The 20,655-nt window shown below is 60.1% G+C and carries 22 protein-coding genes; 10 read left to right on the top strand and 12 right to left on the bottom strand.

What is annotated here, in order from left to right:
- Positions 1-64: 64 nt before the first annotated feature.
- From tal to TU80_RS02405, 4 genes are all read right to left on the bottom strand, one after another.
- Entirely contained in the window at positions 65-991 is a 927-nt protein-coding gene (gene tal, locus TU80_RS02420; RefSeq protein WP_017848890.1) for a transaldolase, read from the bottom strand.
- A 208-nt stretch (positions 992-1,199) separates the two neighbouring features.
- A complete protein-coding gene (gene dusA / locus TU80_RS02415; RefSeq protein WP_057003771.1) occupies positions 1,200-2,186 on the bottom strand; it encodes a tRNA dihydrouridine(20/20a) synthase DusA in 987 nt (328 codons plus the stop codon).
- Between the two features lie 83 nt (positions 2,187-2,269).
- Positions 2,270-2,554: a type II toxin-antitoxin system RelE/ParE family toxin gene (locus TU80_RS02410; RefSeq protein ID WP_017848888.1), complete on the bottom strand. Its 285-nt coding sequence runs from the start codon at positions 2,552-2,554 to the stop codon at positions 2,270-2,272.
- The gene (locus TU80_RS02405; protein ID WP_017848887.1) at positions 2,544-2,786 is read right to left on the bottom strand and encodes a CopG family ribbon-helix-helix protein; all 243 of its coding nucleotides are present in this window, start codon (positions 2,784-2,786) and stop codon (positions 2,544-2,546) included. The genes TU80_RS02410 and TU80_RS02405 overlap by 11 nt, the downstream gene beginning before the upstream one ends.
- A gap of 1,516 nt (positions 2,787-4,302) precedes the next feature.
- Between TU80_RS02405 and TU80_RS33000 the strand changes: the two genes are divergently transcribed.
- The 4 genes from TU80_RS33000 to mqo all read left to right on the top strand — a co-directional run bounded on the left by TU80_RS33000 (position 4,303) and on the right by mqo (position 7,329).
- Positions 4,303-4,536: a hypothetical protein gene (locus tag TU80_RS33000; protein ID WP_143041278.1), complete on the top strand. Its 234-nt coding sequence runs from the start codon at positions 4,303-4,305 to the stop codon at positions 4,534-4,536.
- Positions 4,505-4,870 (top strand): DUF6124 family protein, encoded by a 366-nt coding sequence (locus TU80_RS02400; RefSeq protein ID WP_057003770.1) that lies wholly within the window; start codon positions 4,505-4,507, stop codon positions 4,868-4,870. Before TU80_RS33000 ends, TU80_RS02400 begins: the two co-directional genes overlap by 32 nt.
- Positions 4,871-5,009: 139 nt before the next feature.
- On the top strand, positions 5,010-5,231 hold the full coding sequence (locus TU80_RS02395; RefSeq protein ID WP_057003769.1) for a hypothetical protein: 222 nt from the start codon (positions 5,010-5,012) through the stop codon (positions 5,229-5,231).
- A gap of 451 nt (positions 5,232-5,682) precedes the next feature.
- Positions 5,683-7,329 carry a malate dehydrogenase (quinone) gene (gene mqo, locus TU80_RS02390; protein WP_046384303.1) on the top strand — a complete coding sequence of 549 codons (1,647 nt, stop codon included), beginning with the start codon at positions 5,683-5,685 and terminating at the stop codon, positions 7,327-7,329.
- 84 nt (positions 7,330-7,413) lie between these two features.
- Here mqo and TU80_RS02385 read toward each other — a convergent pair whose 3' ends face one another.
- Positions 7,414-8,085: an NADPH-dependent F420 reductase gene (locus TU80_RS02385; protein WP_046384302.1), complete on the bottom strand. Its 672-nt coding sequence runs from the start codon at positions 8,083-8,085 to the stop codon at positions 7,414-7,416.
- A gap of 99 nt (positions 8,086-8,184) precedes the next feature.
- Between TU80_RS02385 and TU80_RS02380 the strand changes: the two genes are divergently transcribed.
- A complete protein-coding gene (locus TU80_RS02380) occupies positions 8,185-9,081 on the top strand; it encodes a LysR family transcriptional regulator (protein ID WP_032804873.1) in 897 nt (298 codons plus the stop codon).
- Positions 9,082-9,257: 176 nt separating this feature from the next.
- Entirely contained in the window at positions 9,258-9,587 is a 330-nt protein-coding gene (locus TU80_RS02375) for a YXWGXW repeat-containing protein (protein ID WP_046384301.1), read from the top strand.
- 7 nt (positions 9,588-9,594) lie between these two features.
- On the opposite strand, the gene TU80_RS02370 is transcribed toward TU80_RS02375, so the two are convergent.
- The 4 genes from TU80_RS02370 to TU80_RS02355 all read right to left on the bottom strand — a co-directional run bounded on the left by TU80_RS02370 (position 9,595) and on the right by TU80_RS02355 (position 12,757).
- Positions 9,595-9,990, bottom strand: coding sequence for a type II toxin-antitoxin system VapC family toxin (locus TU80_RS02370; protein ID WP_057003768.1), 396 nt, complete (start codon positions 9,988-9,990; stop codon positions 9,595-9,597).
- A complete protein-coding gene (locus TU80_RS02365; RefSeq protein ID WP_026140263.1) occupies positions 9,987-10,244 on the bottom strand; it encodes an AbrB/MazE/SpoVT family DNA-binding domain-containing protein in 258 nt (85 codons plus the stop codon). Before TU80_RS02365 ends, TU80_RS02370 begins: the two co-directional genes overlap by 4 nt.
- 165 nt (positions 10,245-10,409) lie before the next feature.
- Entirely contained in the window at positions 10,410-11,783 is a 1,374-nt protein-coding gene (gene ppnN, locus TU80_RS02360; protein ID WP_046384299.1) for a nucleotide 5'-monophosphate nucleosidase PpnN, read from the bottom strand.
- Between the two features lie 149 nt (positions 11,784-11,932).
- Positions 11,933-12,757 carry an aspartyl/asparaginyl beta-hydroxylase domain-containing protein gene (locus TU80_RS02355; RefSeq protein ID WP_046384298.1) on the bottom strand — a complete coding sequence of 275 codons (825 nt, stop codon included), beginning with the start codon at positions 12,755-12,757 and terminating at the stop codon, positions 11,933-11,935.
- 320 nt (positions 12,758-13,077) lie between these two features.
- Here TU80_RS02355 and fabV point away from each other — a divergent pair, with 320 nt between their 5' ends.
- Both fabV and TU80_RS02345 read left to right on the top strand, forming a co-directional pair.
- Positions 13,078-14,271, top strand: coding sequence for an enoyl-ACP reductase FabV (gene fabV / locus TU80_RS02350; protein ID WP_046384297.1), 1,194 nt, complete (start codon positions 13,078-13,080; stop codon positions 14,269-14,271).
- A 176-nt stretch (positions 14,272-14,447) separates the two neighbouring features.
- Positions 14,448-15,071, top strand: coding sequence for an HAD family hydrolase (locus TU80_RS02345; protein ID WP_057003767.1), 624 nt, complete (start codon positions 14,448-14,450; stop codon positions 15,069-15,071).
- Here the strand turns inward: TU80_RS02345 and TU80_RS02340 are convergent.
- Positions 15,068-15,973: a LysR family transcriptional regulator gene (locus tag TU80_RS02340; protein WP_057003766.1), complete on the bottom strand. Its 906-nt coding sequence runs from the start codon at positions 15,971-15,973 to the stop codon at positions 15,068-15,070. The two genes, TU80_RS02345 and TU80_RS02340, sit on opposite strands and share 4 nt — an antisense overlap.
- Before the next feature lie 103 nt (positions 15,974-16,076).
- On the opposite strand from TU80_RS02340, the gene TU80_RS02335 reads away from it, so the two are divergent.
- Entirely contained in the window at positions 16,077-17,246 is a 1,170-nt protein-coding gene (locus tag TU80_RS02335) for an aspartate aminotransferase family protein (protein ID WP_057003765.1), read from the top strand.
- A 118-nt stretch (positions 17,247-17,364) separates the two neighbouring features.
- On the opposite strand, the gene punR is transcribed toward TU80_RS02335, so the two are convergent.
- On the bottom strand, positions 17,365-18,279 hold the full coding sequence (gene punR / locus TU80_RS02330) for a DNA-binding transcriptional activator PunR (RefSeq protein WP_057003764.1): 915 nt from the start codon (positions 18,277-18,279) through the stop codon (positions 17,365-17,367).
- A gap of 122 nt (positions 18,280-18,401) precedes the next feature.
- Between punR and punC the strand changes: the two genes are divergently transcribed.
- On the top strand, positions 18,402-19,586 hold the full coding sequence (punC, locus tag TU80_RS02325) for a purine nucleoside transporter PunC (protein ID WP_057003763.1): 1,185 nt from the start codon (positions 18,402-18,404) through the stop codon (positions 19,584-19,586).
- Between the two features lie 118 nt (positions 19,587-19,704).
- Here the strand turns inward: punC and TU80_RS02320 are convergent, their stop codons facing one another.
- On the bottom strand, positions 19,705-20,538 hold the full coding sequence (locus TU80_RS02320) for a hypothetical protein (RefSeq protein ID WP_046384292.1): 834 nt from the start codon (positions 20,536-20,538) through the stop codon (positions 19,705-19,707).
- Positions 20,539-20,655 lie beyond the last annotated feature (117 nt).

Genomic DNA, 20,655 nt, shown 5'->3' with positions numbered 1-20,655 from the left:
AACGGATTGACACAAAAAAAGGGCGGAACCCTCACAGGTCCCGCCCTTTTTGCTGCCGCCGCTGTTACAGCTTGGCAGCCAGCAACGCCTCCAGCTTCTCCTGGTCGCGGGCAAACTGACGAATCCCCTCGGCCAGCTTCTCGGTCGCCATCGCATCCTCGTTGGACTCCCAACGGAACTGCGCTTCAGTCAGATGCACCCGCGCTTCACCGGCATGGCCTGGCGACAACTTGCGCTCCAGCTTGCCAGTATCGGCCGCCAGTTTCTCCAGCAGGTCCGGGCTGATGGTCAGGCGATCACAGCCGGCCAGCTCTTCGATCTGGCTCAGGTTGCGGAAACTCGCCCCCATCACCACGGTCTTGTAGCCATTGGCCTTGTAGTAGTTGTAGATGCGCGTCACCGACTGCACGCCCGGATCGTCTGCGCCGGTGTAGTCGTTGCCGTTGGCTTTCTTGTACCAGTCGTAGATACGGCCCACGAACGGCGAAATCAGGAACACGCCCGCTTCGGCACAGGCCACGGCCTGGGCGAAGGAGAACAGCAGCGTCAGGTTGGTCTGGATGCCTTCTTTTTCCAGCTTCTCCGCCGCGCGGATGCCTTCCCAGGTGGACGCGATCTTGATCAGCACGCGATCACGGCCAACCCCGGCTTTTTCGTACAGGTCGATCAGACGGTGCGCGCGCTTGAGTACGGCGTCAGTGTCGAACGACAAGCGCGCATCCACCTCGGTGGAGATACGGCCGGGCACCACTTTCAGGATCTCTTGACCCACCGCCACCGCAAAACGGTCGCTGGCCAGGCCGACATCACCGTTGCAGTCCTTCACGCACTCATCCAGCAACTTGGCATAGCCTGGGATCGACGCGGCCTTGAGCAGCAGGGAAGGGTTGGTGGTGGCATCTTGCGGCTTGAGATTGGCGAGGGCCGCAAAATCGCCGGTATCGGCGACGACGGTGGTGAACTGTTTGAGTTGTTCCAGCTTGGAAGTCATGAGCGTGCTCTGTCCTATGGGTCTGATGACATTACCCGAGCGCTGGCAGGCGCTCAAGGGCGCAAATGCGTTCGATCGTTTGCGAGGGCAACAACCTGAAAACAGCCGTTTGAATGACTGGCCTTGCTGGTAAATAGGAGGGCAAAATCGCCCGCAGGTTCAACCCAACAGCCCAATGAACACCGCGATCAACCTGTGGGCGCCGGTTTCACCGGCCCTCCAACAACTCCGCCGCCTGATCCAGCAACGCCAGCGGGTCACTCGCTTTATGAATATCCACCGACAACAACTGCCGGAACTTGCGCGCCCCAGGGAAGCCCGTGCCCAACCCCAGCACATGCCGCGTAATGTGATGCATCGAGCCACCGCTTGCCAAATGCTCCGCGATATAAGGCCGCAACTGCGCCAACGCCTCTGCCCGACTGATCACCGGCCGCGTGCTGCCAAACAACTGCTGATCCACCTCTGCCAGTAAATACGGATTGTGATAAGCCTCCCGGCCCAGCATCACCCCGTCAAACGTCTGCAAATGCTCATGGCACTGCTCCAGCGTCTTGATCCCGCCGTTGAGAATAATCTCCAACTCGGCAAAATCGCGCTTCAACTGCGCCGCCACGTCATAACGCAACGGAGGAATGTCGCGATTCTCCTTCGGCGACAACCCCTCCAGAATCGCAATCCGCGCATGCACGGTAAAACTGGTACACCCCGCGTCCTTCACCTGCCCGACGAAATCACACAACTGGGCGTAACTGTCCCGCCCATTGATCCCGATACGGTGCTTCACCGTCACCGGAATCGACACCGCATCGCGCATCGCCTTTACACAATCGGCCACCAACGCCGGATGGCCCATCAGACACGCGCCGATCATATTGTTCTGCACCCGATCGCTGGGGCAGCCGACGTTCAGGTTCACTTCATCGTAACCCGCGGCCTCGGCCATACGGGCACAAGCGGCCAAATCGGCGGGAACACTGCCGCCCAGTTGGAGGGCGAGCGGGTGCTCGGCGTCGTTGTGGCGCAGGAAGCGCTCGTGATCGCCGTGGAGGATCGCGCCGGTGGTGACCATCTCGGTGTAGAGCAGCGCGTGTTTGGAGAGCAGGCGCAGGAAGAACCGGCAGTGGCGGTCGGTCCAGTCCATCATGGGCGCGACGGAGAAGCGGCGGGAGAAGGGGGTGGTTTGTAGGGGCATGGGGGATCTGAGTTTGCGGGGCGAATGGGGCGTAGTTTATCAGGGATGGATCTTGGGTGTGCTGGAGGTGTGTTCCGCGGCATTCACCACTTCGAACGGGGACGTTGCCGTGTGTGGAATACGCCGAGGATCTGCAGACGATCACCGCGTATGCGATAGGGGATCAGATAAGACCAATTGGGGACTGCCCATTCGCGCGTGTTTGTGACCCGACCTTCACGGCCCATAGAGGGAAACTGCGCCAGTTTGTCGACGCTGGCGAAAATGGCATCGGAGAAGTCGTCAGCTGCTTTTGGGTTTTCGAGAGCTATATAGTTTGCTTCGTCTTCCAGATTTTTGAGTGCTTTTTCAAGCCACTCAACCCGCATTCCGGCTCCAGCGCCTGGCGCGCATGGCTGCTACCTGGTCATCGGTGGCAAATTTGCCCTGGTCGGCTTCTTTCACCGCCAGCTCGATTTGAGCGGTTAGCGTTTTTTCGTGCTCGATGTAGTCGCGGAGGACGTCCATCGCCAGGTAGGTCGCAGTCTGGCCGTTGGTTTTGGCCAGGTCGGCGAGAGAGTTGGACAGGTCTTCCGGCAGGTTTAGGGATATCCCGGTCATGACAGCCTCGAAGGTGGAAGGTTATGGAGCATCTTACACCGTGGAACGCTGGGTTGAATCAGCAGGTCGTCGTGAGGTGTGGCTGGGCTTTTACTCTGCCAGCTCGAAGCCGGGTGCCGGGTATCGTAGTCTGACTTCGATATCGGAAAAATAATTAGCAGGTGATGAGGCGGCTTTTTGCTGTCTGGTGATTAGTTTTTTTTCAGCGATGTTATAAATAAATCTGTCCCCTTTTCGCCAGTGGTTATCAAGAAGGGTGAACGGATTACTGTTTATCTGGGGGAAAGGAAGGCTCTCGAGTCAGCTGAGATACATAAAACCGATCAGACGTGCTGGTAAGCCAGTCCTGCAGAAGGTGATGTTCACGCCTACAAAAAGAGGCCCCCGCACCTAGTCCAGGTGTGGGGGCTTTTTTTACATAAGCAGCGTTATTCGCAGGCGCTAGTGGCATTAATCCTGAGCAGGTAGAAGTGAAAGGAAATCACCGCCACCGGTAATGGCTATATGATATCTTCTGGCTATATTCATACATTCACAGCTGTGTCTTTAACACAGCGTCAGCAGATGAAAGGAGGCGTCATTATGGGTTTTTGGAGCGATATGGATGAATTGGTCTTCGGTCCCCCAGGCGTGGCTGGTGGCTTATTCGGGGACGCTATAGACGCAATTTGTGAGAATCCTCTGACCACAATCGGTGTGGTAGCTGCAACAGTTGCAACAGGCGGTATTGCCTTTGTGGCCGCACCTGCCATCGCCACTGCTGTTGGCGGTGCCGGCCTTTTAGGGGCAGCCAGTACTGGCACAGCTATCAGTACCCTCTCCGGGGCGGCACTCACTAACGCATCACTAGCCGCGCTAGGTGGCGGGGCGGTTGCTGCAGGCGGCGGCGGAATAGCTGCTGGTACTGCGGTAGTAGCTGGCACGGGCGCATTGACGGGCGCGGCCGTGTCAGGTGGCGTAGCTGCAGCTACCAGTTGAATACATCAAGGAGCACTTTACGTGCTGGCGTCCCTACCGTTGTCGGTAGCCCGCTCTATCCGACGGACGCTTAAAAAAATCCCGCTAATCAGCGGGATTTTTGTTTATGGAGCCTGAGGATATTCCGTCCTTAACGACACCAGCGCGAAGACAAAGTGCTTGTTAAAGAACTGGAATCCCCAAAAGCTACCGCCATCGTCTTCCAGCAAAAAAGTAGTTCCATTGAGCTCCGCGCGCTCAATATCGACATGGTTCGTAAAGCTTGAAGCATAGCAGCGGATATGCGCGAAGCTGATATGGCTTATAGGAGGGAAGATCTGCCGGGTGTGACAGGGGGAGGGGCGTGGTACGAAAGTGGTTGTGCTACAGGTCACGGTTGACGGGCCCCCCTAGAATTAGGCGTTCCAATCCATCATCGGCGCGACAGAGAAACGGGGGGAAAGTGGACCTGTCTGTAGGGACATTGGCAATCTGAATCAACGAGGCGAATGGCGCAGTTTATCGGGGATGTTTCTTAGGTGTCGGGGAGGTGTATACCGTGCTCTTCACCACTTCGAACGGGGCGTTGCCATGTGTGGAATATGCCAGGAATGTCGGTGAAATATCCCGCATTCTTCTCGACTTGCTCCTCAAACCTCCCGCCGCTAACCTCTTCAAGCCGCTGCCAATCCAGCGGCCGGAGGTGGAAGTCCGTATCGCTAAAGGCGTTTTAACTCCCGTCACTATTTGGAGCTTCGCCCATGCACAGCAACACGCCCAGTCGCTCTATTGATCGCGACCCTTCGCCCGTCGATACCAAGCTTCACGCCACAGCTCAACGTGCCATTGCTCGTGACTTGCCTCAATCCACCGACAATGCGCCTGACGAACACCCAACCCACAACCTATTCCTCGTCAGCCCCGACATAGACACCGAAACCCTCCTGGCCAACGCTTCCGAAAATCTCGCGTCCGCCAGCGAAATGGCCGCTACCGTGGCTTTCAACCTCGACGAGTCCCAGCGCTCCATTGTCTTGGGCATTCAGCAACTGATCGACCTGAGCGCGCTACTCGTTGATCGGGCCCATGACCAAGTCGCTCGTGTCATCAGCCCGGCTACAGCCTGACAATCGACCTCCGCCGCCTTAGCCCAAGGCGGCAACCTGAACCCATTCTGTCTTCCGGCGAAGTTTCATCATTCCCTGTGCCGTTGAGGCCTACGATCATCTCTATGGGAAACCCCCGAACCCACAGGGAACTGAAAAAATGATCTCGAACCTTGTCAAAGTCGTGATGATCGCCGGTGCGTTGCTGTTGAGCGCTTGTTCGTCGGATTCGTCGGGCGTGAGTCGCGACCCTTGTTTTGCAGGGGGATGCCAGGCGTTTGGTGACCACAGCCCGAACAAGGCCGCCAAGATGAATTTTGGCGGCAGTGGGCTGGGTAGTAGTTATGGTGAGTATGGTTCTGGGTTGTTGCATGATGACTGATGGGGCAGTGGGGCAGTCAGGGATGTGTTGATTGAACCGCCGCTATCAAATAGCCATGCCTGTGACTTCACGTCGCGTCTGTCAGGCTTGACACTCACCCCGATCAGCCTTGCCAAAACGCCTATTTTAGAGCTGTCAATTAGCCAAACAGCGCATGATTGCCGGTTGGCGTGATATTCTGCGCGCCATCTTGGTCTAGTCTTTCTCCGGAACGTACACCCGTATACGTCCCGGCGGCTGGCTGTCGCCCAGGTAGCTGAAGCCAATAATGATAAGAAGTCAGCGCAGAAGGGACATAAAAGTGAGGTCGATACGTCGGCCTTGTGTGCCCACCCTGCGGTCTTTGAGTGAATGTGCAAACCCGGCGCTGCGTTGCCTGACGCCGCGTGATCGAGGGTTGCCCGGGCTCAGGGGCAGTGGGGCGGATGGCGTTTTATCATAGGTGCTACTGATGTTTAAGAAAGTAAACACGGCCCTGCTGGGGCTGGCTTTGTCGATGGGGATCACGTCCGTTCATGCGGAAGAGGCAAAGAAAGTCGATGTGCTGCTGATCGGCGGCGGCATCATGAGTGCGACCCTGGGTGTCTGGCTCAACGAGCTGGAGCCGGGCTGGTCGATGGAAATGGTCGAGCGCCTCGACGGCGTCGCCGAAGAAAGCTCCAACGGCTGGAACAACGCCGGTACCGGTCACTCGGCCCTCGCCGAGCTGAACTACACCCCGGAAGACAAGAACGGCAACGTTGAGATCCCGAAAGCGGTCGAAATCAACGAAGCGTTCCAGATCTCCCGCCAGTTCTGGTCCTGGCAGGTCCAGCAGGGCGTGCTGAAGAACCCGCGTTCGTTCATCAACTCCACTCCGCACATGAGCTTTGTGTGGGGCGATGACAACATCAAGTTCCTGAAAAAGCGTTACGAAGCCTTGCAAGCGAGCCCGCTGTTCGCTGGCATGCAGTATTCCGAAGACCCGGCGCAGATCGCCAAGTGGGTTCCGCTGATGATGGAAGGGCGTGACCCGAACCAGAAAATCGCGGCCACCTGGAGCCCGCTGGGTACGGACATGAACTTCGGCGAGATCACCCGCCAGTTCGTCGCTCACCTGCAAACCACGCCTAAGTTCGACCTGAAACTGTCGAGCGAAGTGCAGGACATCACCAAGAACGCCGACGGTTCGTGGCGTGTCAGCTACAAAAACCTGAAAGATGGCAGCAAGACCGAAACCGACGCCAAGTTCGTGTTCATCGGTGCCGGCGGCGGTGCCCTGCACCTGCTGCAAAAGTCGGGCATTCCTGAAGCCAAGGAATACGCGGGCTTCCCGGTGGGTGGTTCGTTCTTGGTGACCGATAACCCAACCATCGCCGAGCAGCACCTGGCCAAGGCCTACGGTAAAGCTTCGGTGGGCGCGCCGCCGATGTCGGTGCCGCACCTGGACACCCGCGTGCTGGATGGCAAGCGCGTGATTCTGTTTGGCCCGTTCGCGACCTTCTCGACCAAGTTCCTGAAAGAAGGCTCGTACCTGGACCTGCTGACCAGCACCACCACCCACAACATCTGGCCGATGACCAAAGTCGGTATTCGCGAATACCCGCTGGTCGAGTACCTCGCCGGGCAACTGATGCTGTCGGATGACGACCGCTTCAAGGCACTGCAAGAGTACTTCCCGAACGCCAAGCAGTCCGACTGGCGCCTGTGGCAAGCCGGCCAGCGTGTGCAGATCATCAAGCGTGACGAAGAGCAGGGCGGCGTGCTGAAACTCGGCACCGAAGTGGTCAGCTCCGCCGACAACACCATCGCCGGCCTGTTGGGTGCATCGCCAGGCGCGTCGACCGCGGCTCCGATCATGCTGACCGTGCTGCAGAAAGTGTTCAAGGACAAGGTCGCGACTCCGGCCTGGCAGGAAAAACTGCATCAGATCGTGCCAAGCTACGGCACCAAGCTGAACGACAGTCCTGAGGCTGTTGCCAAGGAATGGGCCTACACCGCCGGTATCCTGCAACTGACTCCACCACCAGCGATTCCGCAGATGACCGCTCCCAAGGCCACCGAGGCTGCCAAGCCTGCGGCTGAGCCGAGCAAACCGGCGTCTGATCTGGCGCTGTAAGACCAGGCCCTGAGACTGGGGCCGATCGGTCAAAAAAAGCCCGCTGAGCCGATGACGCTCAGCGGGCTTTTTGTGGGCGCGTGTTTATGCGCGGGGGTGGGTGCGCTCCACCGCAGGCAGTTCAACCGTTCGTTCGGCTGCCGCCAGCGCCGCCGTCAAGCCGGCTCGGTCCAGCACAACGCAATAGGCCGGTTTGGCCCGCTCGAAGCGCCAGCTTTCATCCAGCCCACCGGCATCCACGGCGTCGAAACCGAGTTCGTCGAGTAACTCGATCACTTGCGCTTTCGCCGCGGCGTCATCCGCCGCCACCGGCAGTGCGCGGCGGTCGGGTGCGCCGTGAGGGCGGGCGTCCCGCGTCAGGTCCGGTGCAAAGATTGCGTTGAATACTTTCACCACATGGGAATGCGGCAAATGCTCGGCGAGCAGCCGGCTGGTGGTGGTTTCAAAACGGTCCAATTCAGGGATATGCCCGTCGCGCTCGGGGTAGTAATTGTTGGCGTCCATCACTGTTTTGCCTTCCAGCCACTGCGCGGGCACGCTGCGGTAATGTTCCAGGGGGATCGCCACGAGGACCACGTCGCCAAATCTGGCTGCGTCTTGCGCGCTGCCCACTTTAACGCCCCAGATGCCGCTGAGTACGCTGCTCATGGACTGCGGGCCGCGGGAGTTGCTCAACATCACTTCGTGACCGGCCGCCAGCGCCAGTTGGGCCACCGCGCGTCCGATGAAACCTGCTCCAATCACGCCAATCTTCATGGCCTTGCTCCTGCAAAGTAGGGGAGCGGTTATGATGATTAACAATCACAGGGTGATAAACGAGCGTATTGGCGTGAGTGTCGTTACTGGGAGTTGGGAATGATGGACCGTCTTTCGAGCATGAATGCCTTTGTGGTCGCCGCCGAGTTGGGCTCGTATGCGCGAGCCGCCGAGCGTTTGAATATGTCGGCGCAGATGGTGGCCAAGCATGTCACGGCGCTGGAGCAGCGCCTGGGCGCGCGCTTGCTCAATCGCACCACGCGCCGACAAAGCCTGACGGAGTTGGGTAGCGCTTACTACGAGCGTTGCAAGCATATCCTGACGGAGGCTGAGGCCGCCGATTCCCTGGCGCAGATCATGAATGACACCCCACGCGGCACGCTGAAAATCACCGCCCCGGTGACCTTCGGCTCCTACAGCCTGATGCCCTTGGTGACCGCGTTTTTGCGTGACAACCCCGATGTGAACATCGACCTGCACCTCACCGATCGTTTTGTCGACCTGGTGGAGGAAGGCTACGAAGCCGCCTTCCGCATTGGCCCCCCGGCGATCACGGGGCTGACCGCCAGGCCCCTGGCGCCGTATCGTCTGGTGGTCTGTGCGGCGCCGGCCTACCTGGCGGCACGAGGCACACCGCTGTGGCCGGCGGACCTTCAACAGCATGAATGCCTGGGCTACGCCTTCTGGTCACGCCCGGCGGATCGCGAATGGGTGTTCTACCAGGGCTCGGTCCCGCACACCGTGCAGGTTGCCAGCCGTTTGCAGATCAACGAAAGCAGGGCCTTGATGTCGGCCGCGCTGGATGGGTTTGGCATTGTGCTCGGCCCGGAAGATTTTCTGCGCCCGGCCCTGGCCAGGGGCGAGTTGGTGCGAGTGCTGCCGGACTTTGACGCGCCGAGCCGGCCCATGCATTTGGTCTACACCGCCAACCGCCAGCGTACCGCCAAGTTGCGGCGTTTTGTCGAGGCTGTGCTGGAGCGCTTTGGCCCGGTTTGAGCGTTCAAATCGCGACTCGGCCTTCCGTCTGTTCCTCGGGATGCACTGTCGGCAGGTTCAGCAACCCGACAGACACCACCTGTTAAAAAGTACCCAGGCCTTGCAGGAGCGCGGCTGGAACAAGGGGGGATTTTTTACTGAGGCAGGTGTGGGGCGTTAGCGCCCGAGGGGTTTGTATGTTGCTACGTTATGCAGCATTGGCGGCCATGGTCGTCGCGGCGTCCGGGTGTGTGCAAGAGCGTGTCGTGCATGAGCGTCGACCGGTAGAACGTGAGTATGTGGAAGTGGTCGCGCCACAACCGCCGCCGATGCAAGTGATCGAAGTCGAGCCGGCGGTGCGCGAAGGTTATGTATGGTCACGCGGGTACTGGCGTTGGGAAGGCGGGCGTTATGTGGCGGTACACGGCCATTGGGAGCCGGTGCGCGAGGGCTACCGTTATGTGCATCCGCATTGGGTGCAACGAAATGACGGTTACCACTGGCAGCATGGTGGCTGGGTTCGCTGAACCCCGCTCAGGCCAGTCGCTTCATGCCCGCAGCCTTGGCCGCATCGAGGTCAAAGGTGGCGGTGTACTCGCAGCCGGCTGCGTGGGCGCAGCGCGCTATCAAACAGTCGGCGAAATCGGCTTTGTTCGCCGAAAACCGCCGGAGCGCCTGCCAGATGATCTCGGCATGCTCGACGATCAATTCACGGGTTCGCAGCAGCGTTTCCAGCACCGCCACCACATCGCTCTTGGCTGACTGGTAGCAACTTTGTAACACCCATACCAACTCCACCACCGACACCAGGCTGACAAAGCCTGGCGACAGGGTGGTGAGGGATTCGATCAGCTCGGATGCCTTGGCGGATTGGACCGGATCATCCTGGGTGACATAGCGCACCAGCACATTGGTATCCAGGCCGATCATCGGGCTTTCGCTCCCTGTGCCGCAATCGCGCGGTTCATGTCCTCGATGGAAATGGCCTGGGCAGGCTTGCGGATCAGCCCCTTGAGGTCGTGAACGGTTTTGCTCGCGGCAATAATGGAAAATTTGCCGTCTTCCATTTCGACGAATTCAACCCGGTCTCCCGTTTCCAGGCCCAGGGCTGTCCTGACCTGGACGGGGATGGTGATTTGTCCTTTTGAAGTCAGCGTGGCGGTCGCCATATTGAAGGTCTCCATCGTGATGCTCCTTACATTAGGGTAAGGCGCCTGGGAGAACAAGATCCGTTGGTCCATAGGTCGCTCCTCGGTGTGGGTCAGTCGGGCTTCGTAAAAACGATAGCCCGACGTCTCCCGCCGACAAGCCTGAACACAAGGTTAAAGCGCTACAGCATGTGTGCTGACTTATTGCACCACGCGGTAGCACGGCACATATGCCGCGCCACCCGGCAACTTCATGCGGTGCTGGGCGACGAACGCCTGCAGCAGTTCATCCAGCGGCTTCATGATGGCTGGGTCGCCATGGATCTGGTAAGGGCCGTTCTGCTCGATCAGGCGAATGCCCTTGTCCTTGACGTTGCCCGCCACAATCCCCGAGAACGCGCGACGCAGGTTGGCTGCCAGTTCATGGGGCGGCAGCGCGTGGTTCAGTTGCAGGCTGGCCATGTTTTCGTGGGTCGGGTCGAACGGGCGCTGGAAGCCTTCGTCGATCTTCAACAGCCAGTTGAAGTGGAACGCATCGTTACGCTCGCGGCGGAACTGCTTGACGGCCTTGAGCCCGGCGGTCATCTGGCGGGCCACTTCGGCCGGATCGTCGATGATGATCTGGTAGTGCGCCTGCGCGGCCTCGCCGAGGGTGGCGCCGACGAATGCGTGCAACTGTTGCAGGTACGGTGCGGCGTGCTTTGGCCCGGTGAGGATGACCGGGAACGGCAGGCCGCGGTTGTCCGGGTGCATCAGGATGCCCAGCAGGTAGAGGAACTCTTCCGCCGTGCCGGCGCCGCCCGGGAAGATGATGATGCCGTGGCCGACGCGCACGAAGGCTTCCAGGCGCTTCTCGATGTCCGGCAGGATCACCAGCTCATTGACGATCGGGTTCGGTGCTTCCGCAGCGATGATGCCCGGCTCGGTCAGGCCCAGGTAGCGCCCGCCGTTGATGCGTTGCTTGGCGTGGGAAATGGTCGCGCCCTTCATCGGCCCTTTCATCACGCCGGGGCCGCAACCGGTGCAGACGTCGAGGCTGCGCAAGCCCAGTTCGTGGCCGACTTTCTTGGTGTATTTGTATTCTTCGGTGTTGATCGAGTGCCCGCCCCAGCACACCACGATCTTCGGCTCGACACCCGGGCGCAGCGTGCGTGCGTTGCGCAACAGGTGGAACACGTAGTCGGTGATGCCCTGGGAGTTGCTCAGGTCGATGCGCTGGCTGTCCAGTTCGTTCTCGGTGTAGACGATGTCGCGCAGGGCGCTGAACAGCATTTCGCGGGTACTGGCGATCATTTCGCCATCGACGAAGGCGTCGGCCGGGGCGTTCAGCAGTTCCAGGCGCACGCCGCGATCCTGCTGGTGGATACGCACTTCAAAGTCTTTATAGGCGTCGAGGATGGTCTTGGCGTTGTCGATGTGCGCGCCGGTGTTGAGGATGGCCAGGGCGCACTGGCGGAACAGGGTATAGATGCTGCCGGAGCCGGCTTCGCTCAGTTGCTGGACTTCACGCTGGGAGAGTGTTTCGAGGCTGCCCTTGGGGCTGACGGAGGCATTGATGACTTGACGTTGGGGCATTCTGATTCCTTGAAAGCACAGCCACCGCGCCCGTCATGGGGGCGATGGCTTGAGAAGAATGGGCGCCGGATACGGTCGCACGAGACGGCTATTTTCGCTGGCCCGCAGGCGCTACGCAAATACTGTCCAGCCCCATCATGCCGCAGAACCTACTGGATCAGCTTCCAGTTTTTGTAGAAAACCCGACGCAGCGTGAACACCAGGCCGGCAAACCCTGTGATCACGGCATTGAGGACGGCGGGCAACGCGGTCGGCCGCACGATATCAATGAACAGGCAGTAGCGCTTGGCATCGTTCTTGTTGAAGGACGCATGCATCAGCGTGTCATCGAAGATAAACAGTGGGTCGTCGTGCCAGTAATGCTTGTGTTTGCCCACCTGGATGTACACGCCCTCATGGTGAGGCGCCGGCGCCATGTTATAGAGCACCCGGAACATCATGCGCAGGGGGCCGAAGTGGAAGGAGGTCGAACGGTTTTCGTTGAACACCGACACGCCGATGGTCTTCACGAACGGCAATTTCTTGCGCAGTTCCGGGATGTCCAGGGTGGTTTCGATCGGCCGGCCGTACCATTGGAAAAACAGCATGCCGCGTTTCTTCTCGGCCATGCGTTCGTCCAGGTAGCCGATGATTTCATCCTTGTGGGCCATGGCGTCGTCGATCACCTGTTGCAGGTCTTCACGCCAGGCGGGCGGCAGGTCGCGCATCGTGTAGACGTGGCGGTTGCGGCTGCTCAGCAGGTCGAACAGGGTGTTGAACGGTGCCAGCAGCCAGGTATTGCGGCCGCTGCCGATGAAATATTTCTTGAAGGTGTCGCGGTCATACAGGCCGTTACGCAGGAAATCATAGATACCGCAGACCAGCACGAGGCCGAGGAACACCACGGTGGTCAGGGGAAAGAGGTAGATAATCAGCAGGACGCCGAATGCCCAGGCGAACGACACGGCTTTTTTGCGTAACGCAGATTTACTCATGAAACTCAGCTCCAGCTGGACTCCATTCGACAGGTCCAGATGCGTGGCTGCGAGTGGTGGGGTTGCGAAACATATTGAAATAACCTCGTCATGATAAGACGTTCTCAGGTCGATGGGCGTTTTAAATATTGCGAAATTGTGAAGAACTGACACAGTTTTTAACCCGCGGCGCGGCTTGCGCGGCGAGTTTGGGATTGGATTTTGTAAACAGAAGATTTGCGACTATCGTGACGCTTCGGTTTTTTGGACGTCATAGACCGGTACGATTACGTTGAATGGCCACCATTGGCCTTCGGCACCTTGGAAGAGGCAGAAATTTTATGATCATCAAACCGCGGGTTCGTGGCTTTATCTGTGTGACCGCTCACCCTGTTGGCTGTGAAGCGAACGTCAAGGAACAGATCGACTACGTCACCCAACACGGCGTCATCGAAGGCGGCCCGAAAAAGGTGCTGGTCCTCGGTGCTTCCACCGGTTACGGCCTGGCCGCGCGCATCAGTGCTGCGTTTGGCTGCGGCGCCGATACCCTGGGCGTGTTTTTTGAGAAAGAAGGCGAAGAAGGCAAGCTGAGCTCCGCCGGCTGGTACAACAGCGCCGCGTTCGAGAAGTTTGCCGTCGAAAAAGGCCTGTACGCCAAGAGCATCAACGGCGACGCGTTCTCTGACGAGATCAAGCGCCTGACCATCGAGACCATCAAGAAAGACCTGGGCAAGATCGACCTGGTGGTCTACAGCCTGGCCGCGCCACGCCGCACCGACCCGCAGGGCGTGGTGCACAACTCCACGCTCAAGCCGATCGGCAAGGCCGTGACCCTGCGCGGGATCAACACCGACAAGGGCGTTGTCGTCGACACCACCCTTGAGCCGGCCACCCAGGAAGAAATCGACGGCACCGTGAAAGTCATGGGCGGCGAAGACTGGCAGCTGTGGATCGACGCCCTGCGTGAAGCGGACGTGCTGGCTGAAGGCGCCAAGACCACGGCGTTCACCTACCTCGGCGAGAAGTTGACCCAGGATATCTACTGGAACGGCTCCATCGGCGAAGCCAAGAAGGACCTGGACAAGAAAGTCCTGACCCTGCGCGACAACTTGGCCGCACTGAAGGGCGACGCCCGCGTGTCGGTGCTCAAGGCTGTGGTCACCCAGGCCAGCTCGGCGATCCCGATCATGCCGCTGTACCTGTCGTTGCTGTTCAAAGTGATGAAAGAGCAGGGCACTCACGAAGGTTGCATCGAGCAGGTCTATGGCCTGTTCAAGGACAGCCTGTACGGCCGCGAGCCGAAGCTCGACGCCGACGGCCGCCTGCGTGCCGACCTGGCCGAGCTGCAACCGAAAGTCCAGGACGCCGTGGCTGCGCTGTGGAATCAGGTCACCGACGACAACGTCAACGAGATCAGCGATTTTGCCGGCTACAAGGCTGAGTTCCTGCGCTTGTTCGGCTTTGAGATCGACGGCGTGGACTACGAGGCTGATGTGAATCCGACCGTGAAGATCAACGGTCTGGTCCAAGCCTAAACACGCTCGAAAAACATGTGGGAGCGGGCTTGCCCGCGATTGCAGTGGGTCAGCCGAAACCTCCGGCACTGACAAACCGCCATCGCGAGCAAGCCCGCTCCCACATTCGTTGTGTGTAAAGCCATCGCGATCTGCCAGACTCCATCCGCTATCAACTCACGCTAACGGAGGATCTGATGACGATTCGTGCAGTCGTTTTTGATTTTGGCGGTGTCCTGTTCGATTGGAGCCCGCAGCACCTGTACCGCCAGCTGATCGCCGATGAAGAGGAGCGGCAATGGTTCCTCGACAACATCTGCACCCAGGCCTGGAACACCGAGCAAGACGCCGGTCGCACCCTGGCCGAGGCGACGCGCAGCCTGGTCGCGCAATATCCCCAGCACGAAACCTTGATCACGGCCTACTACGACCGCTGGCATGAAATGCTGCGCGGGCCGTTGCCCGAGGGCGTGGCCATTCTCAAGGCGCTGCATCAGGCCGACGTGCCGCTGTTCGGGCTCACCAATTGGTCGGCCGAGACGTTCCCCTATGCGCGGGCCAACTACCCGTTCCTGCAGTGTTTTCGCGACATCGTGGTCTCCGGCGAGTTGAAGCTGATCAAGCCCGATGCCGCGATCTATCACGCCAGCCTCGGCCAGGTGCGCGCTCATCTGCCGGATATCCAGCCTGCCGAAGTGGTGTTCATCGATGATGTCGCGGGCAATATCGACGCGGCTATCGCCCTGGGCTGGCAAGGCATTCACCACGTTTGCGCCGAGCGCACCGCTGAGCGTCTGCGTGAATTGGGCGTGGGCTTTTAGCGCGCCCATTTCTCCAGGGCAAAATCCACGAAAGCCCGCAGTTTAGGCAGGCGGTAACGATCCTGGCCGTACAGCAAATGCATGGGGCGGCGGGGCAGTTGATAGGCGGTCAGCAAGGCCACCAGCTTCCCGCTCTGCAGGTCGGGCTGCACCAGGGCATCGGGCAGCATGACGATGCCCATGCCTTGCACTGCCGCCTGGCGCAGGGCTTGCGAGCTGTTGATGGTCAGCGAGCCGGACACCGGAATCTCCACTTCGCCGTCCGCGTCGCTCATGCGCCACAGTTTGTCGGCGTTACGCCAATCGTCGCCGGATGGGTAGGCGAAGGCCAGGCAGTCGTGTTGTTGCAGATCCTCGGGCGTTTGCGGCGTGCCGCGTCGCGCCAGGTAATCCGGTGCGGCGCACAGGGTGATGGTGTAGTCCTGCAGGGGCCGGGCGATCAGGCTTGAGGGTTCCAGCTCGCCCAGGCGGATGGCCACGTCGAAGCCGCTGTCGACCAGGTCCATGCGTTGATTGCTGAGCACCACGTACAGCTTGATCTGCGGGTAACGTTGGGAAAATTCGCTCAAGGCCGGCGCCAGGCGTTCGGTGCCGAAGGCGGGCGGGGCGGTGATGCGCAGGGTGCCCTTGGGCACGTCGCTGTGGGCCTGTTCGGCCAATTGCTCGGAGTCGGCCACCAGCCCCAGCACTTCCAGGCAGCGCTGGTAATACTGCCCGCCGAATTCCGTGAGGCTTTGCTTGCGCGTGGTGCGCTTGAGCAGGCTGACCCCCAGGCGTTGCTCCAGGGCACGCAAATGGTTGCCGACCATGGTGGTCGACATCCCACTGGCATGGGCCGCGGCGGTCATGCTGCCGGTCTCGACCACTTTCACATACACCGACATCGCCTGGAACAGATCCATTATCAAGCCCTGGTTTAAAGTCATTGCAGAAAAGCACAGTTTATCCAGCTTGGGTGGCTAACGATACTGGACCCATCCCAACCCTGCACTGGAGCTTGCCACCATGACCGCCGCTTGCCTGATGACCACTTACCAACCCTTGGCCTTGAGCTTTACGCGTGGCCTGGGCACGCGCCTGTGGGACCAGCAGGGGCGCGAATACCTGGACGCCGTGGCAGGCGTGGCCGTGACCAACGTCGGACACTCCCATCCGAAACTGGTGACAGCCATCAGCGAACAAGCCGGGCTGCTGTTGCACACCTCCAACCTCTACAGCATCGATTGGCAACAACGCTTGGCCCAGCGTCTGACCCAACTGTCGGGCCTCGATCGTGCGTTTTTCAACAACTCCGGCGCCGAAGCCAACGAGACCGCGCTAAAACTGGCGCGGTTGCACGGCTGGAAAAAAGGCATCGAGGCGCCGTTGGTGGTGGTGATGGAAAACGCCTTCCACGGCCGCACGCTGGGCACCATGGCGGCCAGCGACGGGCCTTCGGTACGCTTGGGGTTCCAGCGCTTGCCGGGGGATTTTCTCAAGGTCGGCTTCGGCGACCTGGCGGCGCTGGAGGCGATCACGCAAGCGTTCGGCACGCGCATCGCAGCGGTCTTGCTGGAACCGATCCAGGGCGAAAGCGGGGTGCAAGTGGCGCCGCCGGGTTACCTGAAAGCCCTGCGCGCTCACTGCACGCGCCACGGCTGGCTGATGATGCTCGATGAAATCCAGACCGGCATCGGCCGCACCGGCGCCTGGTTTGCCTTCCAACACGAGGGCATCGTGCCGGACGTGATGACCCTGGCCAAAGGCCTCGGCAACGGCGTGCCCATCGGTGCCTGCCTGGCCAGGAACGTGGCGGCCGACTTGTTCACTCCGGGCAGCCACGGCAGCACGTTCGGCGGTAACCCATTGGCCTGCCGGGTGGGTTGCACCGTGCTGGAGATCATTGAAGAACAAGGCCTGCTGCAGAATGCCGCGCAACAGGGCGAGCGCTTGTTGGCCCGCTTACGGGTGGAGTTGGATGAGCACCCGCAGGTCTTGGCGATTCGTGGCAAGGGCTTGATGATCGGCATCGAGCTGGCAGACCCGTGTCGCGAGCTGGCCCTGCGCGCCGCCGAGGAACATGGGTTGTTGATCAACGTGACGCGGGGCAAGGTGATTCGCCTGCTGCCGCCGCTGACCCTGGAGGCCAAGGAGGTCGAGATGATCGTGCGGGCCATCACCCGCTTGCTGGATTGAAATGAGATCCCCTGTGGGAGGGGGCTTGCCCCCGATGGCGGTGCATCAGTCGAGCAATCTGCAACTGACACACCGCCATCGGGGGCAAGCCCCCTCCTACAGGGGATTCCGGTGATCTTCAGCGGTCACTCCCATTCAACCACTCTTGGTTCATCGTCTCGCTATCCCCCAGGTAGTCCAGCAACCAACTCATCGCCGGGGACAGTTTGTTCTGTGCCCAGGCCACGCATGACGGGCTGGCCGGGAACGGCCGGCGCAGTTGCAGCGCGACCAACTCACCGCGTTCGATCCACGGCAACACCTGATGCGCCGGCGCCATGCCGACGCACAGGCCGTCGCGCAGGCAGTCAATGGCCGAGGCCCAGTTCGGTACCACCAGCCGGCGCTGGTTATCCAGGGTCCAGGTATCGCGCTTGGGCAGGTTGCGCGAGGTGTCGGTCATGCACAGGGACGCGAACGGGCGCAGTTGATCGTCACTGAGCAAACCATCCTGCGCCGCCAGCGGATGTTTCGCGCTGACCACGCACAACCAGTTCAACAGGCCCATATCGCGAAATGTGAAGTGACTCGCCACCGGCACCGCGCTGGTGGCGCCGATCACGATGTCGGTGCGCTCATCGGCGAGGGCGTCCCACACGCCGTTGTACACCTCGTACTCCAGCAGCAATTCCACGTCAGGGAACCGCCGATAGAAATCCAGCACCAACTGCCGGCAGCGCTGGGGTTTGACGATGGAGTCCACCGCGACCTTCAACTGGCCGCTCCAGCCATTGGCCACTTGCTGGCACAGGCGCCGTGTACCGAGCATGGTTTTCATCACGCCGCGGGCTTCGTCTATAAATAGACGGCCGGCCGCGGTGAGCTCGACGTCGCGATGGCGCCGCACGAACAAGGGCACGGCCAGCCACTCTTCCAACTGACGCACCGTGTAGCTGATGGCCGACGGCACGCGGTGCAATTCCTGGGCGGCGGCGCTGAAGCTGCCATGGCGTGCGACGGCATCGACCACATCCAGGGAGTATTCGGACCACATGGCGGTTGCCTTCAAATTAATTGATAGAAGTGTCCAATTATTATCGCTTCACAGAGAGGCTGCCAGCTTCATAATGGGCAGCAGTCAGCAAATAGTTTGATGGCAGGTTCAACAAGGCTTCAATGAAAAATTCTTTTGGTTTCACCTGGTACCTGGCGGGGCTGAGCATGCTCGGTTATCTCGCCATGGACATGTACTTGCCGGCGTTCGGCGCCATGGGCGAGCAATTACACATCGGCGCGGGCGCGGTGGGCGCCAGCTTGAGTATTTTCCTCGCGGGCTTTGCCGTGGGGCAGTTGTTGTGGGGGCCGTTGTCTGACCGACTGGGGCGCAAACCGATCCTGCTCACGGGCCTGAGCCTGTTCGTGCTGGGTTGCGTCGGCATGTTCTGGGTCGAGACCGCCACGCAACTGCTGGCACTGCGTTTTATCCAGGCGATTGGCGTGTGTTCCGCCGCCGTGAGTTGGCAGGCACTGGTGATTGACCGCTACCCGGCCGACAAGGCTCACCGCGTGTTCGCCAGCATCATGCCGCTGATGTCGTTGTCGCCGGCCCTGGCGCCGCTGTTGGGGGCCATGGTGCTGAATCACTTTGGCTGGCAGGCGATTTTCGCGGTGTTGCTGGGCGTGTCGCTGCTGTTGCTGCTGCCGACTCTGTTCCTGCGCACGGCGCCGAAACGGCTGGCGGAGGCGGGCGAACCGACGCGCCTCGGTTATGGACAATTGCTCGGCTCGCGCGTGTTCACCGGCAACGTCATGATCTTTGCTGCCTGCTCCGCCAGTTTCTTCGCCTGGTTGACCGCCTCGCCGTTCATCCTCGGCGATATGGGCTACAGCCCGAATGACATCGGCCTGAGTTATGTGCTGCCGACCCTCGCGTTCCTGATCGGAGGCTACAGCTGCCGCAGCGCGTTGCAGCGATTCCAGGGCAAGACGCTGTTGCCCTGGCTGCTGGTGGCCTACTGCATCAGCATGCTGGTGTTGTACCTGGTCGCCACCTTGAGCGTGCCGACCCTGACCACCTTGTTGATTCCGTTCTGCCTGATGGCGCTGGTCAACGGCGCCAGTTATCCCATCGTGGTGGCGAATGCGCTGATGCCGTTTGCGGAAAATTCCGGCAAGGCAGCGGCGCTGCAAAACACCCTGCAACTGGGCCTGTGTTTTCTCAGCAGCCTGTTGGTGTCGTCGATGCTCGAACAGCCGCTGCTGATCACCGTGATCGTGATGCTGGCGACCGCGCCGCTGGCGGTGCTGGGTTACTGGTTGGCGCGGCCGAAAACCGATGATTCGCAGTTGGCGAATGCTTGATCTGACAGGTGCGCGCTGGATAGCCTGCGCTGCATCAGGTTTACCGAGCCGATGCGATCGCAGGCAAGCCAACTCCCACACGTGATTACGGTTTCTTCAGGGGCTTGAGCGGTAAATCCTAGAACGTCACTTCCATATTCAGCGTGGGTGTCGACGTGCGACTGCCCCGACCGCCGTCCACACCGAACTTGTTATGCCAGTACTCGTAGCCCACTCCGAGGTACAGGTTCGGCGTTACGCGCTTGCCGGGTCGCACCGCGACCATCAGCGCGCTACGCATCAGCGTTTCCGCTGCGGTATCGCGGCCGTGGAAGTCCTCGCCCTTGTTGCCGACATGGTTGATAAACCCCTGGAACTTGGCCGCGTGGCTGCCGATCTCGAACGGACGCATCCACGTCAGGTTGAGCATGTAGGTGTCGTCGAAGGTATGGTCCGACTCTTTCGCGCCGGGAATCCCGCTGTGATTGCGTTCTTTGTAATACATCAGGCTCAGGTCCAATACGCCGACGGTGTTGAACTTCAAGGTCGGGCCGAGCACCAGCGCGCGTTTTTTCGCCGAGGCAAAGTTGTTGTTGCGGTTGGCATCGAAGCCCAGGGTCAGGGCGTAGTCCTTGATCAGCCCGGTGCCCAGCGGCGTATCGAAAACGCGGGAGGCATACAACTGGTGTCGGTATACCGCATACACCTCACTGCCGCCGTGGTCGGTGCCCTTGCGCGGGTCGCGGCTGTCGGACAAAAACACATCGAGGTTCAGAAAGTTGCTGCCGTACTGGTAGCCACTGGCGTGGGTGACGCTGTAGATGCGCTTGCTGAATGCATCGGGGTTGTTCGGGTTGGTGAATTGCTGGCCGTAGCGAAATCCTACGCTGTTGTTCATCCATTCCAGCGCGACAGCCTCCCCGCCGCCGAGGAGGGTCAATGCAACGGTTGCGCCCTGTAATGCCTTTTTCATTGTTTTAGGTCCTATGGCGTTCTGGCTCATGACGGCCGGATTGTTTTTGTAACGCCGGTGGAGGGTATCTTGTTCGAATGATTGTATACAACTCTATGGACATCTAGTCTCGGTATT

It is taken from the genome of Pseudomonas veronii (genome assembly GCF_001439695.1).
GTDB classification, from domain to species: Bacteria; Pseudomonadota; Gammaproteobacteria; order Pseudomonadales; family Pseudomonadaceae; genus Aquipseudomonas; species Aquipseudomonas veronii.
This window is presented reverse-complemented; position numbering and strand designations above follow the sequence as displayed.

What these genes read in the sequence shown, in the direction of transcription:
- tal (WP_017848890.1), bottom strand. Translation starts at nt 991, where the DNA reads ATGACTTCCAAGCTGGAACAACTCAAACAGTTCACCACCGTCGTCGCC.
- dusA (WP_057003771.1), bottom strand. Translation starts at nt 2,186, where the DNA reads ATGCCCCTACAAACCACCCCCTTCTCCCGCCGCTTCTCCGTCGCGCCC.
- TU80_RS02410 (WP_017848888.1), bottom strand. Translation starts at nt 2,554, where the DNA reads ATGCGGGTTGAGTGGCTTGAAAAAGCACTCAAAAATCTGGAAGACGAA.
- TU80_RS02405 (WP_017848887.1), bottom strand. Translation starts at nt 2,786, where the DNA reads ATGACCGGGATATCCCTAAACCTGCCGGAAGACCTGTCCAACTCTCTC.
- TU80_RS02400 (WP_057003770.1), top strand. Translation starts at nt 4,505, where the DNA reads ATGCACAGCAACACGCCCAGTCGCTCTATTGATCGCGACCCTTCGCCC.
- TU80_RS02395 (WP_057003769.1), top strand. Translation starts at nt 5,010, where the DNA reads ATGATCTCGAACCTTGTCAAAGTCGTGATGATCGCCGGTGCGTTGCTG.
- mqo (WP_046384303.1), top strand. Translation starts at nt 5,683, where the DNA reads ATGTTTAAGAAAGTAAACACGGCCCTGCTGGGGCTGGCTTTGTCGATG.
- TU80_RS02385 (WP_046384302.1), bottom strand. Translation starts at nt 8,085, where the DNA reads ATGAAGATTGGCGTGATTGGAGCAGGTTTCATCGGACGCGCGGTGGCC.
- TU80_RS02380 (WP_032804873.1), top strand. Translation starts at nt 8,185, where the DNA reads ATGATGGACCGTCTTTCGAGCATGAATGCCTTTGTGGTCGCCGCCGAG.
- TU80_RS02375 (WP_046384301.1), top strand. Translation starts at nt 9,258, where the DNA reads ATGTTGCTACGTTATGCAGCATTGGCGGCCATGGTCGTCGCGGCGTCC.
- TU80_RS02370 (WP_057003768.1), bottom strand. Translation starts at nt 9,990, where the DNA reads ATGATCGGCCTGGATACCAATGTGCTGGTGCGCTATGTCACCCAGGAT.
- TU80_RS02365 (WP_026140263.1), bottom strand. Translation starts at nt 10,244, where the DNA reads ATGGAGACCTTCAATATGGCGACCGCCACGCTGACTTCAAAAGGACAA.
- ppnN (WP_046384299.1), bottom strand. Translation starts at nt 11,783, where the DNA reads ATGCCCCAACGTCAAGTCATCAATGCCTCCGTCAGCCCCAAGGGCAGC.
- TU80_RS02355 (WP_046384298.1), bottom strand. Translation starts at nt 12,757, where the DNA reads ATGAGTAAATCTGCGTTACGCAAAAAAGCCGTGTCGTTCGCCTGGGCA.
- fabV (WP_046384297.1), top strand. Translation starts at nt 13,078, where the DNA reads ATGATCATCAAACCGCGGGTTCGTGGCTTTATCTGTGTGACCGCTCAC.
- TU80_RS02345 (WP_057003767.1), top strand. Translation starts at nt 14,448, where the DNA reads ATGACGATTCGTGCAGTCGTTTTTGATTTTGGCGGTGTCCTGTTCGAT.
- TU80_RS02340 (WP_057003766.1), bottom strand. Translation starts at nt 15,973, where the DNA reads ATGGATCTGTTCCAGGCGATGTCGGTGTATGTGAAAGTGGTCGAGACC.
- TU80_RS02335 (WP_057003765.1), top strand. Translation starts at nt 16,077, where the DNA reads ATGACCGCCGCTTGCCTGATGACCACTTACCAACCCTTGGCCTTGAGC.
- punR (WP_057003764.1), bottom strand. Translation starts at nt 18,279, where the DNA reads ATGTGGTCCGAATACTCCCTGGATGTGGTCGATGCCGTCGCACGCCAT.
- punC (WP_057003763.1), top strand. Translation starts at nt 18,402, where the DNA reads ATGAAAAATTCTTTTGGTTTCACCTGGTACCTGGCGGGGCTGAGCATG.
- TU80_RS02320 (WP_046384292.1), bottom strand. Translation starts at nt 20,538, where the DNA reads ATGAAAAAGGCATTACAGGGCGCAACCGTTGCATTGACCCTCCTCGGC.